The following is a 14040-nucleotide window of genomic DNA, read 5'->3' on the forward strand; positions in this document are numbered from 1 at the left end:
CGCTGACCGCAAAATTGCGCGGCCGCTGAACATCAGACCAGCCAGAGACTGGGAAACGTGAAGATGTTCTCTGAAAGTTCCCCCTTAGCGTGGTTCTACGAAGAAACCTTCCGATGGGGCCTATAATGGATCCGTCCCCGGCCCTAAAATCCGAGTACGCCAGGGCGACCGACTCCGCGTTCTGGCTCAGAATGGATTGGATGAAGGAACCACAATCCACTGGCATGGCATCCGCACGCCCAATGCGATGGACGGAGTGCCGTTCCTTACACAGGATCCGATCCCGGTTGATGGCGATTTTCTCTACGAGTTCGATGCGCTGGATGCGGGCACGTTCTGGTACCATCCGCACCAGCGCAGTTCGGAACAGGTTGGACGCGGCCTTTACGGGCCGCTGATTGTCGAGGAAGCGGACCCGATCCGCGTGGATCGTGACCTGACTTGGATGCTGGACGACTGGCGCATGACCCGGCACGGACAGATTGCGGGTGACTTCGGCAGCCGCCACGACGCCATGCACGGCGGTCGTATCGGCAATTCCGTGACCATCAACGGTCAGATACCCGAACGCATCGCGGTGCGATCCGGCGAACGCATCCGCTTGCGGCTAGTCAACGCGGCGAACGCGCGGATATTCGGGCTGGATTTCGGGGGTCTTACTCCGGTCGTGGTCGCGCTGGACGGTCAACCCGTGACGCCCCATGCCCCTGACGGCGGGGTCGTGGTGATCGGCCCGGCGATGCGTGTCGATTTGGTCATCGACTTGACCGGCAAGCCCGGAGATGCCGTAACCGTCATCGATGCCTTCTACGAGGGACTTGAATACCGTCTGGTCGATCTCGCCTACGGGCCGGACAGGTTGCGGGACACGGTGCCGGATTGGTCGATGGATCTGCCCCCCAACCCGTTGGCCGAACCGGACATGGCGTCGGCCGCGCGGCATCAGATCGTCTTCAACGGCGGAATGATGGGGCAGATGATGATGGGCGGCGGCATGGGGTCGATGATGGACCAGATGCGCGAGGGCAACATGTGGTTCATCAATGGAGAAGCCGCAACGGGTCATATGATGGACCCCTTGCTGGTCCTGCCGCAGGGCACGTCGCACGTGTTCGAGATGGATAATCGCACCGCCTGGCACCATCCGATCCATTTTCATGGGCATTCGTTCCGTGTGATCGCCCGCAACGGACAACCGACTCGGTATCGCGAATGGCAGGACACCGTCCTGATGGCACCCGAAGAACGGGTCGATATTGCCTTCGCCGCGGACAATCCCGGTGATTGGATGTTCCATTGCCACATTCTGGAACACCAGGCGGCAGGCATGATGGGCGTCATCCGCATCAATCCCGGCACGACCAAAATTTGAAATCTCACAACCCAATGGCCACGGAAAGGAATGAACCGATGAACAAGATACTTGGATTTGCCAGCCTTGGCACGGCAGGTGCCGTCGCCGTCCTTGCGATGAGCCTGAATGCCGCGCCTGCCGCCGCGCAGGAGGTCACGCTCTACAAGAACCCACAATGCGGATGTTGCGAGAGTTACGCGGACTATCTGCGCGAGAACGGTTTCACGGTGGAGGTGAAGCCGACCCACGATCTGGCGCAGATCAGCCGCGATGCGGGCATCCAGGATGACTTCCAAGGCTGCCATACAGCCTTTTTAGACGATTACGTCGTCAGCGGCCACGTGCCGATTGATGTCGTCAACAGGCTGCTGGAAGAGCGCCCGGAAATTGCCGGTGTGACTCTTCCCGGCATGCCATTGGGATCGCCGGGTATGGGCGGCGCGAAACAGGAGCCCTTCAAGATTTACACCGTCGAGGAAGGTGTGAGCCCGACCGTATATGCGGTCGAATGATCAATTGCGCGGTCTGGTGCGAACCCGTGCCGGACCGGCTTCAAGGGAAAACAAAGGATGGAATGCATGATGATGGACGGTGGAATGATGGGCGGCGGCATGATGATTGCGATGGGCCTCGTCTGGTTGCTGATCGTGGGTGTGCTGGTGCTCGCGGCGATCGCCTTGGTCAAATACATCCGCTCGGACAGCGGAAAATAGAAATGTGCCAGAATGCGGATTGAGGGTGCCAGCAGCGGCGACAGCCTGTTGTCGATGGGATTGGTCTGGGCGCTTTGCGTCCTGCTTGTCCTGTCGTTGCTCGCGGCACTTTTCATTCTTTGTATGTGGTTCGTAACAAGAAGGCGGAAGTGCCGTGAAAAACACCATTAGGCTCGCTGCGGTCCTGCTCGCCACAACGGTTTTGCCAGTAGCAGCGCAGAGCGACGTGCTCATGGGTGAGCGCCTTTATCAAGAAAATTGTGCCAGTTGCCATGGGGCGAACTTGGAGGGGCAACCAGATTGGCGCACACGATTGCCGAACGGCAAGTTGCCTGCCCCGCCGCACGACGCCTCCGGCCATACCTGGCATCACCCCGACCGCGTATTGCTCGACATCGTGAAACGCGGACCGGCGGCGATTGTCGGGAACGGGTACGAAAGCGACATGCCCGGATATGACGATGTGCTGACAGACGATGAGATCACGGCGATCATTGACTACATCAAGAGCACATGGCCCAACCGGATCCGCGCGTCGCAGGAAAGCCGATCCCTTGCCGATGAGCAGGCGCAGCCATGACGGAAGAGGTCGAGGGAAATGCCGACCCTGTGTCGCGACGCAGTATCTCCGGGTTCGTGCTGGTGCCGCTGATAGCTTTTGCCCTCATGGTCCTGTTCGGTTGGGGGCTTTTCAGGGGTGGCGACGATTTGCCGTCGGTACTTCTCGGCAAACCCGTGCCCAACTTCGCGCTTCCCCCGGTGCTTGGCCGCGAGGAAGGGCTTTCGACGCAGGACCTGATCGGACACGTGTCACTGGTGAACGTCTTCGCCTCGTGGTGTGTGCCCTGCCGTGCCGAACACCCGCTGTTCATGGAATTGAGCACCACAGGCGAGGTGCCGCTCTACGGAGTCAACTACAAGGACCCGCCCGATCAGGCGCGCGCCTGGCTCGACGACTTGGGTGATCCCTATGCGCGCATCGGGGCCGACATCAACGGACGCGCCGGTATCGAATGGGGCGTCTATGGCGTGCCCGAAACCTACGTCATCGCCGATGGCACCATCGCCTACCGCCATGTCGGTCCGATCACGCGAGCGATCCTGCAGGATACGCTGCTGCCGATCGTCCGTGACCTCAAAACCCAATCCGCCAAGGAGACAACGCCATGAAAATTCTGAAACCGGTGCTAATCGCCTGGGCACTGTCCGTCGGCGCGGCGTTTGCCGGGCCGCAGGGGTTTGCACTGCATGACACCCCGCAGCCTGTCGCCAATGTGCGCTACGAGAAAGAAGACGGCAGCCGCGGAGACATGGAAGACTTTCGCGGCAAGGTGATCCTCGTGAACGTCTGGGCAACCTGGTGCGTCCCCTGCCGCGAAGAGATGCCGACGCTGGATGCGCTTCAGGCGGAACTTGGCGGCGGCGACTTCGAAGTGGTCGCCCTGTCCATCGACCGGGCCGGATCACAAGTGGTTCGGCGCTTCTACGACGAAATCGGTGTCACCAACCTCAATATGTATGTCGATCAGACCATGCTCTCGATGACCGCGCTGCGCACCGTTGGCCTGCCGACGACAATCCTGATCGACGCGCAGGGGCAGGAGCTCGGGCGACTGGTCGGACCAGCCGAGTGGGACGACCCCGAAATGGTGTCCTTTCTGCGCGGATTTATCGAATGAGTGCCCCAGAAGACGTTCCCTCACCCTTGACCCTCCAGTTGCTGGAATGACTATCTCACTAACATCGAAAGGATTTTTCGGATGACCGACATAATACCATCCAGCGACGCAACCACTTCAGGCATTTCCAGTGCTGGCAACAGGCCTCCGTGGTTGACGCGCAGGCGATTGCTTTTCGTCGGCGCGGCCACCGTGATTGCGGGCGGCATGGCCCTGAACTGGGGATGGCTCACCGCGATCGGGCTCGCGCCTGTTCTGGTCTCGCTGGCCCCCTGCGCCGTGATGTGCGGTCTCGGTCTGTGCATGAAGGGCGGGTCCGGCAAGGGCTGCTCCAAATCGCCGGAGGGGGCGTCTCCCGACTGAGCTCTTTCAATAACCACACGATCAACCCAAGGAGAAAACCATGAGAAAAACACTTACAACTTTCGTCGTCGCAACGGCCCTTACCGCAAGTGCGTTTGCCGTCAGTGCCCAGGAACAGGCGACGCCCGAAACAGGCGAGATGATGCAGAATGAGGCTGCCATGCAAGGCGGCATGATGGACGGCGACATGATGGGCATGATGAAGATGATGGCCGAAATGAAACCCATGATGGAAGCCTGCACCGAGATGATGGCGTCCATGACCGAGAACATGGACGGCGGCATGATGCCGTCGGAAAAGTCTGACGGCTAGATTTGCCCAAATGCCTGTCGGTCAACGGATCGGCAGGCATTTATTGTAAGGATACAAGAATTGACAGCACTGACACGGCGCGCCGCTTTAGCGATACTCGCGGCCACGATTTCGTCTCCGGCCTTCGCCAATCATCCGGGGGAAAACCTGGATGCCCGCATGTTCGAGATGGAGCCCTACTTCCAAGCCATCGATGCAGCGCAGGCTCCGGGTTTCGAGCTGCAGGATTCCGAGGGGAATCCCGTGCGCCTGTCGGATTTCAGCGACAAGGTGGTCATCCTGCATTTCATCTATGCCAACTGCCCGGATATCTGCCCGCTCCATGCGGAAAAGATCGCGGCGGTCCAGGCTTCGATCAACGACGGGCCGATGAAGGAGCTTGTGCAGTTCATCTCGATCACGACCGATCCTGTGAACGACACGCCAGACGTGTTGCGCGATTACTCGGACCGGCATGGGCTCGATCCAAGCAATTGGGTTATTCTAACCAAACGTCCCGATCAGACTGAAAATGCAACGCGCGTTCTGGCGCGGGACTATGGGCTGGAGTTCACGATGACCGCCGACAGCGACATGATGATGCACGGAGCGGTCACCCATGTCGTGGACATCGGCGGGCGGTTCGCTGCAAAATTCCATGGCATGGACTTCAAGAACGTGAACCTGATCCTCTATGTCAGCGAGTTGATCAACAACGCCCAGCATCGACGCCGGGAGCCCAGCTGGTGGGACCGGCTGACAGGTGTGTTTCAATGAGTGTCGTCGCGACTGGCGTCAGGCTGTCCTCGACAGACGGAGTTTCCCTGACAGCTCTGCGTCGGTATTTTGCGGTGATCATCCCGGCCAACTTGATCTGGGAGTTCGCGCATATGCCGCTCTACACGATCTGGAACGAGGGCACTTGGGGTGAGATTGTCTTCGCAGCCGTCCATTGCACGGGTGGCGATATCCTGATCGCCATGAGCGCGCTGATGCTTGCCCTCATGCTGTCGGGCCGGGGCTGGCCCCTGGTCGCCTCGACGCGGCGGTCTGTGACCGTCCTGACGGTGGTGTTCGGGCTCGGATACACGCTGTTCAGCGAATGGCTCAACATCGTGATCCGCGCGGCCTGGGCCTATTCGGACCTGATGCCGATCATTCCGATCCTCGATGCGGGCCTGTCACCTGTGTTGCAATGGATCGTGATACCGCTGGTCGCGTTCTGGTGGGTCTGGCGGCCTTTCAACAACGATCGTGATGTATGATGGATATTTCCGGCATCGGCATCTTCGCGGCGTTTCTGGCGGGAGCCATCTCGTTCCTGTCACCCTGCGTCCTGCCGCTGGTGCCGGGCTACGTATCCTACATCGCAGGGCAACCAGATTTGCGCACGACGCGGTCGGTCGGCTTGCGGGCGCGCGCCGGGGCGCTCGGGTTGAGTGCCTGCTTTGTCCTGGGCTTTTCGACGGTCTTCGTCGCCCTCGGGGCCGGGGCCAGCGCGCTCGGATCCCTGCTGCTGACATGGCGCACCGAGCTGAACTATCTCGGCGGCGCGATCATCATTCTGTTCGGACTGGTCATGCTGGGTGTCTTTCGTCTCAATGCGTTCTCGCGCGATACCCGTTTCAATCTCGACATTCCCGGCGGTCGCCCGTTTGGGGCCTACGTGCTGGGACTGGCCTTCGCCTTTGGCTGGACACCTTGCATCGGTCCGATCCTCGGCGCAATCCTGACGCTCAGTTCGACCTCCGGCGGCATGTCGGACGGCATCTGGCTGCTGTCGATCTATTCCGCTGGACTGGGGGTGCCTTTCCTGCTGGCCGCGCTCTTCACCGACGCCATCGCCGCGCGGGTAAGGCAGATCGGCAAAGCCGGTCGCTGGCTCTACAAGGGCGCGGGTGTTGCCATGATCATCATGGGAGTTGCCATCATGACCGGGCAATTGTCACGGTTTGCCTATTGGCTGCTGGGGACGTTTCCCTTTCTCGCGACGATCGGGTGACGAATCTCGAACCAGCTCTAGGTGTGATGGCTGCAGTGTAGGGATTATCTCCGCCAATCAATGTCATCCACGCCGCGCCTCTGTAGAGGTCGCGGTGCCGTCAGCCGATCAGGTAGACCCGGATCGGCATCCAGATACCCATGACCATCATCATCAGGTTCTCGGTGAGCGAGACAAAACCGAGCGGCACCTTGCTGTCGCCCCCGACGCAGGCGCATTTCAGCTCGCGCTTGTCGATATAGACCGCCTTGAAGACCGAAACCGCGCCGACGGTGCCGATGAACAAGGCCACGGGTGCCGACAGCCAGGTGAGCGCCCCTGCGACCATGAGGATACCGGCGAAGGCCTCTCCGAAGGGATAGAGATAGCCGTAGCGCACCCAGCGGTGCGCCAGCAGGTCGTAATTTAGGAACATGGTCGAAAAGCTTTCGACATCCTGAAGTTTCTGCACTGCAAGCAAGCACATCGAGATCGAGATGAACCATTCCAGCGCGCGCAGGCTGAGGATGGTTCCAAAGCTGTACCATGACAAGCCGAGCGCCATCAAAAACGCGACGGCAAAGATCGCGATCACCGGTTGATAGGAGGTGTCCGAGCGTTCGCTTTCCGGTGCGTCAAGGCCGAAATGGACCCGCAGATCGTCATAGCCGCCGATGCGCTTGTCGCCGATCCAGGTCTGCGGCGTGGTCTCGACCCCGTGATTTTCCATGAAAGCATCAGTTTCCTCGCGTGTCGTCAGGTGGTGATCCTCGACCTCGTACCCTTCCCGTTCGAGCAGGTCTTTGGACTTGAGACCATAAGGGCAAAGGTGATCCAGCATGACCATCCGGTAGAGTTGGGCTGTTTTCGATGCGTCTTTCGGCATGGTGTTTCCTCCAGTTTCTGGTTCAGGCACCGCAACCGTAATGTCCGCGATACCCTGCACGCAGACCGGGCCCAAGTTCGAGAACGAGATCGGCGTCCTGCATTTCGCCACTATTTGCGGCCAATGTGCCGGTTCCGCTCGGCGCGCTCAACGCCACTGTCATGCCTTCCTTGCCCCAAGTGCTTCCGGCGTCGCCAGCCTCCAGCCGCACCAGATCGCCGCTGATCTTGGCAAGAGCTACACTCCCACCGTCGATGCGGCCCACCGCCAGCGCAGGCCTGCTTGTGGTGGTGTAGGTGAACGTGCACGCCGCGCCGTCCGGGAAGAGTTGTGCGATGTCCTCTCGGGTCAGGAATTCAAGATCGAGAATGGTGATCTCCGCCGTGGACAGCGCCTCGTCAAGGCTCACGATCTGCGCCGGTCCGCTTTCTGACTGTGCCGGACTGTCACCATTGGCGTCGATATCGTTCACCAGATAACGCATCTCGGCGATTTCCTTGTCCTGCGCATAGATGATCTCATCCGCCAACTTGCGCACGCGCGGGTCCGAGATATCGGCGCGGCTGGAGGTCATGATCGCGATCGAGTGGTGCGGGATCATTGCCCGCATGTAGCTGGTGTCGCCCACCGTCACCTGGCTGCGGACCAGCCAGAGCGAGGCGGCAAAGACCACAGCGGCACCGATGAAGATGGCGGCGTTAGCCGTCTTGCTGGAATACATCGACAGCATGAAGCCCAGCATGATGATCGCCATGGTGGCACCCATCAGGAGAGCCATGTAGACCCGCGTTTCCGACCAGAACACATGCGTCCAGAGGTAGGTATTGAGATACATCAGACCGAACATGACGACGGTAGATGTGGCGATCATCGCGAAAAAGCGGCCATATGACATGAAGTTGTCCTCTCTCGAAATCGTGAAGTATAGAGGTGGAACAACTTTCCCGCGCTGGAATGTTCCGAAAAAGCTGCAGCCAGTCGCACCTTATGGGTGGCGCTGCCCGCTGCGGGACATATCTTAATCCGCTGCCCTGGCGGTCCGGGTCTTATCCTCTTCCATAGCCAGATCTGCGAGAATCGGACAATCAGGCCTGTGATCGCCAGCGCAGGCATCGACAAGGTGCGACAGCGTCGCGCGCATCTCGGTCAGTTCTGCGATTTTCCGGTCGATCCGGTCGAGGTGTTCTTCGGCGATCTGCTTGACCTCGGCGCTGGCGCGGTCGGTGTCGGCATAGAGTTTCAGCAGGCTCCGGCAGTCCTCGATGGTGAAGCCCAAGGCGCGCGCCCGGCCGAGAAACGCCAGCTTGTGGACGTCGCTCTGCCGAAAGCTGCGATAACCGTTGGCACTGCGCAGCGGCTCGACCAGCCCGATGTCCTCGTAGTAGCGAATGGTCTTCGCGGGAAGGCCGGACATGTCGGCCACGTCTCCGATGTTCATGATAGTTTCCTCCTTGAGCTTATTCAGCCGGGACTGGTGACAGGTTGGCGGCAGAGCCGGGTTGCGCCTGTTCCTGCATCGCCGGGCGGACGCGGCGCAGGCGCAGCGCGTTCGTCAGTACGAAGACCGAGCTGAGCGCCATTGCCCCAGCCGCCAGCACCGGCGACAGCAGCAGGCCCGACACCGGGTAGAGCAGCCCCGCCGCCACCGGAATGAGGGCCACGTTATAGCCGAAGGCCCAGAACAGGTTCTGGCGGATGTTGCGCATCGTACGCCGCGACACTTCCAGCGCGTTGACCACGCCGCGCAAATCGCCCGACATTAGCACCACATCGGCGGATTCGATGGCGACGTCGGTGCCGGTGCCAATGCTGATGCCCACGTCCGCATGAGCAAGCGCGGGCGCATCGTTGATGCCGTCGCCGACAAAGGCGATGTGCTGGCTCGGGCCGCGCAGATCGTCCAATGCCGCCACCTTGCCATCGGGCAGCACGCCCGCGATCACATGGTCGATGCCGGTCTCGCGGCCGATGGCCTCTGCCGTCTCTCGCTTGTCGCCGGTGATCATGGCGACCTTCAGGCCCAGATCGTGCAACGCCCGGATGGCCGCCGCGCTGGACGGCTTTACCGGATCGGCCACGGCGATGACGGCGGCCACCCGCCCGTCGATGGCGGCATAAAGCGCGGTGCGGCCCTGTTCAGCCAGGCGGCGCTCGGCGTCGGCCAACGCGCCGATGTCCACCCCTTCGCGCGTCATCAGACGGTCGGCCCCCACCAGCACGTCGCGGCCTGCGACCTCGGCCCGGACACCGTGGCCCGTGATGGAGGTGAAGTTCCGCGCGTCGTGTCGAGTGACCGTCTCGGCTTCCGCCGCCCGCAGAATGGCCTCGGCGATAGGGTGTTCCGACTGCGCCTCGACCGCCGCGACCAGGGCCAGCACCTCGGCCCGTTCAAAGCCGTCGGCCAGCACCAGATCGGTCAGTTCGGGGCGCCCTTCGGTCACCGTGCCGGTCTTGTCCAGCGCCACCACATCCACTGTCGAAAGCTGTTGCAGCGCATCGCCCTTGCGGAACAGCACGCCCATTTCAGCGGCACGGCCGGTGCCGACCATGATCGAGGTCGGCGTGGCCAGCCCCATCGCGCAGGGGCAGGCGATGATCAGCACCGAAACGCCGGCGACCAGCGCAAAGGACAGGGCGGGCGATGGTCCGACCAGCAGCCAGATCATCACCGTCAGCAGCGCCAGCGCCATGACAGCGGGCACAAACCACAGGGTGATCCGATCCACCAGACCCTGGATCGGCAACTTGGCACCCTGCGCCTCTTCGACCATACGGATGATTTGCGCCAGCGTCGTATCCGCTCCCACGCGTATCGCACGGAACTGGAAGGCACCGGAACCGTTGACGGTCCCGCCGGTGACGGGATCGCCCACCGACTTGGCCACAGGCACCGGCTCGCCGGTGATCATGCTCTCATCGACGCGGGCGCTGCCTTCGGTCACTTCGCCGTCCACGGCAATCCGCTCTCCGGGGCGCACGAGCAGGATGTCGCCCGCGGCGATGCGCTCGATAGCCACGTCCTCAGGCTCTCCGTCCACCAGCACGCGGGCGGTCTTGGCCTGAAGGCCCAGCAGCTTCTGGATTGCTGCGCCGGTGCGGCCCTTGGCGCGGGCCTCCAGCCAGCGGCCCAGCAGGATCAGCACGACGATCACCGCCGCCGCCTCGAAATAGACGGCACGCGACCGTTCGGGCAGCAGCGCGGGCGCGAATAGCGCCACGAGAGAATAGAGATAGGCGGCAGAAGTGCCGACCGCGACAAGGCTGTTCATGTCCGGCGCACGCTTGAGCAGGGCTGGAAACCCGCGCGTGTAGAAGCTGCGCCCCGGCCAGAGCAGAACCACCGTGGTCAGGACGAACTGGATCAGCCAGCTTGCTCGATGGCCGATCGTGTCGCCGATCAGACCATGCATGCCGGGGATCAGATGCGCGCCCATTTCCAGCAGAAACACCGGCAGGGTGAGGGCCGCCGCCAGGGCGGTCCTGCGGGCCAGCATCCGCGCCTCTTCTTCCTTCCGGACACTCGTGTCTTCCGCCTCTCTGTCCTGCGGCAAGGTCGCGGGATAGCCTGCGTCACCCGCCGCCTTCAGCAGGTCTGCAACCGCAACCGCGCCTTCGAGATACGTTACCGTCGCAGTTTCCGAGGCCAGATTGACGTTCACGGCCAGCACGCCTGGCATCGCCGCCAAAGCCTTGTCCACCCGACCGACGCAGGACGCGCAGGACATGTTCTGCAGAGAAAGTCGAAGGGTATGCGAATCCGACATGGGTGACTCCTGATCCTGGTCCTCCGAGAGATAAGGGTTCCATTCGCTGGAAGGTCAACAGATGCATCGAGGAATTTTTTCGGGCATTGACCTTCCCATAGGGGGACGGCCTAGATGGCAGCAGTAAGAAGGAGATCGTGATGATCAGGTTCAGCGTGCCGGACATGAACTGCGGACATTGCACCGCGTCGATAGAGAAGGCCATTGTGACGACAGACCCACACGCGACTGTCACCTGTGACCTGACTGCGCGTTCCGTCGAGGTAGATAGCGCATTGGATGAAAGCGCTCTGAAGGCAGCGATTCACGATGCGGGCTACGGATCGCAAAGACTGAGTTAGTCCCGGCACTTCCAGTCATTACTGAAGTACTCACTACCATTTTCGCGTCTTCTGTCTGACTGGTGAACGTTGCTATGTATCTATTGCGCAACAGTTTTGAGCGCTCGCAGCGAGAATTCGCCTGCCTCGCTAGAATGTGCCAAACCTTCCCGCGCTGTAAGCGTTGACTAATTTGTCAAAACGTCCAAGTTTCCGTTCATGAGAATGCGTGTCGCCACTTCGGTATGGGTGAAATTCCTCACTTGCTTCGCTTTTGCGTTGGCATTGGTTCTGTCTCCACCTTCTGCGGCACACGCGGCCTCGGGAATGCATGATGGTCAGCATTCTGGATCGATCAGCGCCCTTCTCAGCGAACCGACAGTTGGTCAGGGAACTGATATCCACGCCGACCACATGAAACACCCGGCGACAGTTGACGTGGATGACATATCCTCCGACATTGGTGAAACAGAGCATCAATCAACTCAGTGTTGTAACGGAATATGCATTTCTGTCGTCATTCCAGACGGAGACTTGGTATTCCCGGATCCTATTGCTGCGAAAGAATATATGATCCTGAGCGGTCAGACGCATTCCGTCGAAACATCAGGGTTTCTGCGGCCCCCTCGATTCCTGATCTGAAACTGCGCCCAATCCGGGTGTGAGCCTTGCGCAGACTCTGCGTGAGACATCGTTCATCAATCAGGTTACCTTCATGAAAATTCATCTACTTATGGGGGCTTCGGCCCTCGGGCTTGGCGCATGCGCCTATGAGCCTACCCCTTTGCCCTCCGTTGCGACACAACAGGCTGTCGTCAACGCGACCGTTTCGTCTCCGATCAGCTATCAAGATCCATTGGCTGGCTACACCTATCGTGGTCCGACGGGTCCCCGTGATTGGCGTTCCGTCAATCAAGAGCAGACGGAGGGCAACTGATGCGGCTATCGAAATTTCCTCTGCTATTCGGCTTTCCGCTAATTTTGGGTGCCTGCGCAACCGCTGTACCGGGCATCTACACGGAACCGAAAGCCGGCTTCGCCAACATTTCCAGCCAAGTCACACCGGCCATTGGCAAACGGACGGCCTTCGCCGAAACCCAGGCCGAAAACGAGGCTTTGAAAAAGCAGGTGCATGCGATGGTGCATCGCAAGACCATTTCGGCGGACACCGCCGTTCAGGTCGCGCTCCTGAACAATAAAGGTCTGCAAGCGTCTTACGCCAATGTTGGCCTGTCGGCCGCTGAGGCCTGGCAGCAATCGACGCCGGAAAACCCGATCGTATCAATTGGTGTTTTGGGAATCGGTGCGCCTGAGCTCGGTGCCTACAGAGCGATCGAAGGGCTGATCCGGTCGAACGTCCTCGATGCCACCACGCGCAAACAGCGCATGGCCATTGCTGATGCAAGCTTCCGGCAGGCTCAGCTCAATGCCGTGAACGACACACTTGCGCTGGCCAATCAGACGCGAAAGGCATGGGTCGATGCAGTCGCCGCCTTCGAGGCAGTGAGCTATCTGCGGCGCGCGAAAGCGACTTCTGACGCCGGCTCTGAACTGGCGATGAGGTTGGGCGAGACCGGCGCACTCAACAAAGCTGGGCAGGCCCGCGAACAGGCATTCAATGCCGAACTGGCGGGGCAACTTGCACAGGCACGATTGAACGCCACTCGGTCCAAGGAGGCTTTGACCAGGTTGATGGGTCTCTGGGGCACCGAAGTCGATTACTATGTGCCAGATGCCCTTCCTGCACTGCCGCGTTCTGTCGGCCGTGTGACCGACATCGAGGCCAAGGCGCTCCGAAACCGGGTGGATCTGCGTGTTGCCAAACTTGGCCTGGAAGCGCAGGCCAAGGCGTTTGGGCTGACCGATCAGACCCGCATTGTCAGCGATCTTGAGTTCATTGCCGGGTTCGAGGCGGAGCGGGAAATTGAGGACGGAGAAACGGAAACCGTGACCACCCCTCAGGTGGAAGTGGAGTTCGCGATCCCGATCTATGACACCGGCAAGGCCCGGATGCGCAAGGCGGAATTGTCTTATCTACAAGCGGCCAACGTGCTCGCAGAGAAGGCCGTGAACGTCCGGTCCGAAGCGCGCGGTGCTGAGACTTCCTATCATGCCGCATATAAAATCGCGCGCCACTACCGCGACGTTCTGGTGCCGCTACGCACGACCGTCGAAGAAGAGGGTTTGCTGTCTTACAACGGCATGATCACCAACACTTTCGAGCTGCTGACTGACGTGCGCGAGAAACTTGGCGCATCCCTGGAAGCGGCAAATGCAAAACGCGAATTCTACATGGCACAGGCCGATCTGACCGCCGCGATCTATGGCGGCGGCGAAGGCGGCGGTGGTGCTGGTGGAGAAGGCGCAACGCTTGCCGCCGGTGGCGGTGCAGGACACTGAAAGGAACTGACATGTTGAACAGACGTCAATTACTCGGAGCCGGCGCGGCAGGCGCAACGCTGGTCTCTTCAAAAGCCTGGGGTCAAACCCTGAACATGGGCCTACCCGAAGCCGCGCAGATGGACAGTGCGGCAACGGCGATTACGGCGCGTCCGTCGTCGGGGCCGGAGACTGTGTGAAATTTTGTGCCCTGACGCGCTTTCTTACGCCATGGGGAAGCGGTCTTCGAACATGATGGCAAGTTGACTTCTGACAGCGTGCCATTCGCGCACGGCGCGCTTCCACTCG

18 protein-coding genes and 1 pseudogene are annotated in these 14040 nt (G+C 60.6%); 15 read left to right on the forward strand and 4 right to left on the reverse strand.

All coding sequences use genetic code 11. The features are described 5' to 3' along the window. Nucleotides 1–130: 130 nt before the first annotated feature. The 12 genes and pseudogenes from ACSR1C_RS19655 to ACSR1C_RS19710 all read left to right on the forward strand — a co-directional run. Nucleotides 131–400, forward strand: a pseudogene (locus ACSR1C_RS19655) (multicopper oxidase domain-containing protein); the annotation flags it as partial. A 45-nt stretch (nucleotides 401–445) separates the two neighbouring features. Further along, complete coding sequence (locus ACSR1C_RS19660) at nucleotides 446–1372, forward strand: multicopper oxidase family protein (RefSeq protein ID WP_460260749.1); 927 nt, start codon at nucleotides 446–448, stop codon at nucleotides 1370–1372. A 38-nt stretch (nucleotides 1373–1410) separates the two neighbouring features. After that, nucleotides 1411–1866 carry a DUF411 domain-containing protein gene (locus tag ACSR1C_RS19665; RefSeq protein WP_009503830.1) on the forward strand — a complete coding sequence of 152 codons (456 nt, stop codon included), beginning with the start codon at nucleotides 1411–1413 and terminating at the stop codon, nucleotides 1864–1866. A 66-nt stretch (nucleotides 1867–1932) separates the two neighbouring features. Continuing rightward, nucleotides 1933–2067 (forward strand): hypothetical protein, encoded by a 135-nt coding sequence (locus tag ACSR1C_RS19670; protein ID WP_009503829.1) that lies wholly within the window; start codon nucleotides 1933–1935, stop codon nucleotides 2065–2067. 154 nt (nucleotides 2068–2221) lie between these two features. Then, nucleotides 2222–2647 (forward strand): cytochrome c, encoded by a 426-nt coding sequence (locus tag ACSR1C_RS19675; RefSeq protein ID WP_034452030.1) that lies wholly within the window; start codon nucleotides 2222–2224, stop codon nucleotides 2645–2647. After that, nucleotides 2644–3237, forward strand: a complete 594-nt coding sequence (locus tag ACSR1C_RS19680; protein WP_009503827.1) for a DsbE family thiol:disulfide interchange protein — start codon at nucleotides 2644–2646, stop codon at nucleotides 3235–3237. Before ACSR1C_RS19675 ends, ACSR1C_RS19680 begins: the two co-directional genes overlap by 4 nt. Continuing rightward, on the forward strand, nucleotides 3234–3746 hold the full coding sequence (locus tag ACSR1C_RS19685; protein WP_009503826.1) for a TlpA family protein disulfide reductase: 513 nt from the start codon (nucleotides 3234–3236) through the stop codon (nucleotides 3744–3746). The genes ACSR1C_RS19680 and ACSR1C_RS19685 overlap by 4 nt, the downstream gene beginning before the upstream one ends. 81 nt (nucleotides 3747–3827) lie before the next feature. Next, nucleotides 3828–4109, forward strand: a complete 282-nt coding sequence (locus ACSR1C_RS19690) for a hypothetical protein (RefSeq protein ID WP_034452028.1) — start codon at nucleotides 3828–3830, stop codon at nucleotides 4107–4109. 40 nt (nucleotides 4110–4149) lie between these two features. Next, nucleotides 4150–4422 (forward strand): hypothetical protein, encoded by a 273-nt coding sequence (locus tag ACSR1C_RS19695; RefSeq protein ID WP_009503824.1) that lies wholly within the window; start codon nucleotides 4150–4152, stop codon nucleotides 4420–4422. A gap of 60 nt (nucleotides 4423–4482) precedes the next feature. Next, nucleotides 4483–5178 (forward strand): SCO family protein, encoded by a 696-nt coding sequence (locus tag ACSR1C_RS19700; RefSeq protein WP_203595585.1) that lies wholly within the window; start codon nucleotides 4483–4485, stop codon nucleotides 5176–5178. After that, nucleotides 5175–5666: a hypothetical protein gene (locus tag ACSR1C_RS19705; protein WP_009503822.1), complete on the forward strand. Its 492-nt coding sequence runs from the start codon at nucleotides 5175–5177 to the stop codon at nucleotides 5664–5666. The genes ACSR1C_RS19700 and ACSR1C_RS19705 overlap by 4 nt, the downstream gene beginning before the upstream one ends. After that, complete coding sequence (locus ACSR1C_RS19710; protein WP_009503821.1) at nucleotides 5663–6403, forward strand: cytochrome c biogenesis CcdA family protein; 741 nt, start codon at nucleotides 5663–5665, stop codon at nucleotides 6401–6403. The genes ACSR1C_RS19705 and ACSR1C_RS19710 overlap by 4 nt, the downstream gene beginning before the upstream one ends. 100 nt (nucleotides 6404–6503) lie before the next feature. On the opposite strand, the gene ACSR1C_RS19715 is transcribed toward ACSR1C_RS19710, so the two are convergent. The 4 genes from ACSR1C_RS19715 to ACSR1C_RS19730 form a co-directional block, all read right to left on the reverse strand. Further along, nucleotides 6504–7268, reverse strand: a complete 765-nt coding sequence (locus tag ACSR1C_RS19715) for a MauE/DoxX family redox-associated membrane protein (RefSeq protein WP_170317858.1) — start codon at nucleotides 7266–7268, stop codon at nucleotides 6504–6506. A gap of 22 nt (nucleotides 7269–7290) precedes the next feature. Next, nucleotides 7291–8163 carry a DUF305 domain-containing protein gene (locus ACSR1C_RS19720; protein WP_009503819.1) on the reverse strand — a complete coding sequence of 291 codons (873 nt, stop codon included), beginning with the start codon at nucleotides 8161–8163 and terminating at the stop codon, nucleotides 7291–7293. 123 nt (nucleotides 8164–8286) lie between these two features. Next, nucleotides 8287–8706, reverse strand: a complete 420-nt coding sequence (gene cueR / locus ACSR1C_RS19725) for a Cu(I)-responsive transcriptional regulator (protein ID WP_009503818.1) — start codon at nucleotides 8704–8706, stop codon at nucleotides 8287–8289. Between the two features lie 19 nt (nucleotides 8707–8725). Further along, on the reverse strand, nucleotides 8726–11032 hold the full coding sequence (locus ACSR1C_RS19730; RefSeq protein ID WP_009503817.1) for a heavy metal translocating P-type ATPase: 2307 nt from the start codon (nucleotides 11030–11032) through the stop codon (nucleotides 8726–8728). Nucleotides 11033–11172: 140 nt separating this feature from the next. On the opposite strand from ACSR1C_RS19730, the gene ACSR1C_RS19735 reads away from it, so the two are divergent. The 3 genes from ACSR1C_RS19735 (at nucleotide 11173) to ACSR1C_RS19745 (ending at nucleotide 13752) form a co-directional block, all read left to right on the forward strand. After that, on the forward strand, nucleotides 11173–11373 hold the full coding sequence (locus ACSR1C_RS19735; protein ID WP_009503816.1) for a heavy-metal-associated domain-containing protein: 201 nt from the start codon (nucleotides 11173–11175) through the stop codon (nucleotides 11371–11373). 198 nt (nucleotides 11374–11571) lie between these two features. Beyond that, nucleotides 11572–11994 (forward strand): hypothetical protein, encoded by a 423-nt coding sequence (locus ACSR1C_RS19740; RefSeq protein ID WP_083840588.1) that lies wholly within the window; start codon nucleotides 11572–11574, stop codon nucleotides 11992–11994. Nucleotides 11995–12288: 294 nt separating this feature from the next. Next, entirely contained in the window at nucleotides 12289–13752 is a 1464-nt protein-coding gene (locus tag ACSR1C_RS19745) for a TolC family protein (protein WP_009503815.1), read from the forward strand. The last annotated feature ends 288 nt before the right edge of the window (nucleotides 13753–14040 follow it).

Source organism: Actibacterium sp. D185-2, assembly GCF_054954595.1.

What these genes read in the sequence shown, in the direction of transcription:
- cueR (WP_009503818.1), bottom strand. Translation starts at nt 8,706, where the DNA reads ATGAACATCGGAGACGTGGCCGACATGTCCGGCCTTCCCGCGAAGACC.
- ACSR1C_RS19695 (WP_009503824.1), top strand. Translation starts at nt 4,150, where the DNA reads ATGAGAAAAACACTTACAACTTTCGTCGTCGCAACGGCCCTTACCGCA.
- ACSR1C_RS19665 (WP_009503830.1), top strand. Translation starts at nt 1,411, where the DNA reads ATGAACAAGATACTTGGATTTGCCAGCCTTGGCACGGCAGGTGCCGTC.
- ACSR1C_RS19705 (WP_009503822.1), top strand. Translation starts at nt 5,175, where the DNA reads ATGAGTGTCGTCGCGACTGGCGTCAGGCTGTCCTCGACAGACGGAGTT.
- ACSR1C_RS19715 (WP_170317858.1), bottom strand. Translation starts at nt 7,268, where the DNA reads ATGCCGAAAGACGCATCGAAAACAGCCCAACTCTACCGGATGGTCATG.
- ACSR1C_RS19720 (WP_009503819.1), bottom strand. Translation starts at nt 8,163, where the DNA reads ATGTCATATGGCCGCTTTTTCGCGATGATCGCCACATCTACCGTCGTC.
- ACSR1C_RS19690 (WP_034452028.1), top strand. Translation starts at nt 3,828, where the DNA reads ATGACCGACATAATACCATCCAGCGACGCAACCACTTCAGGCATTTCC.
- ACSR1C_RS19680 (WP_009503827.1), top strand. Translation starts at nt 2,644, where the DNA reads ATGACGGAAGAGGTCGAGGGAAATGCCGACCCTGTGTCGCGACGCAGT.
- ACSR1C_RS19730 (WP_009503817.1), bottom strand. Translation starts at nt 11,032, where the DNA reads ATGTCGGATTCGCATACCCTTCGACTTTCTCTGCAGAACATGTCCTGC.
- ACSR1C_RS19735 (WP_009503816.1), top strand. Translation starts at nt 11,173, where the DNA reads ATGATCAGGTTCAGCGTGCCGGACATGAACTGCGGACATTGCACCGCG.
- ACSR1C_RS19740 (WP_083840588.1), top strand. Translation starts at nt 11,572, where the DNA reads ATGAGAATGCGTGTCGCCACTTCGGTATGGGTGAAATTCCTCACTTGC.
- ACSR1C_RS19745 (WP_009503815.1), top strand. Translation starts at nt 12,289, where the DNA reads ATGCGGCTATCGAAATTTCCTCTGCTATTCGGCTTTCCGCTAATTTTG.
- ACSR1C_RS19710 (WP_009503821.1), top strand. Translation starts at nt 5,663, where the DNA reads ATGATGGATATTTCCGGCATCGGCATCTTCGCGGCGTTTCTGGCGGGA.
- ACSR1C_RS19685 (WP_009503826.1), top strand. Translation starts at nt 3,234, where the DNA reads ATGAAAATTCTGAAACCGGTGCTAATCGCCTGGGCACTGTCCGTCGGC.
- ACSR1C_RS19670 (WP_009503829.1), top strand. Translation starts at nt 1,933, where the DNA reads ATGATGATGGACGGTGGAATGATGGGCGGCGGCATGATGATTGCGATG.
- ACSR1C_RS19660 (WP_460260749.1), top strand. Translation starts at nt 446, where the DNA reads ATGCTGGACGACTGGCGCATGACCCGGCACGGACAGATTGCGGGTGAC.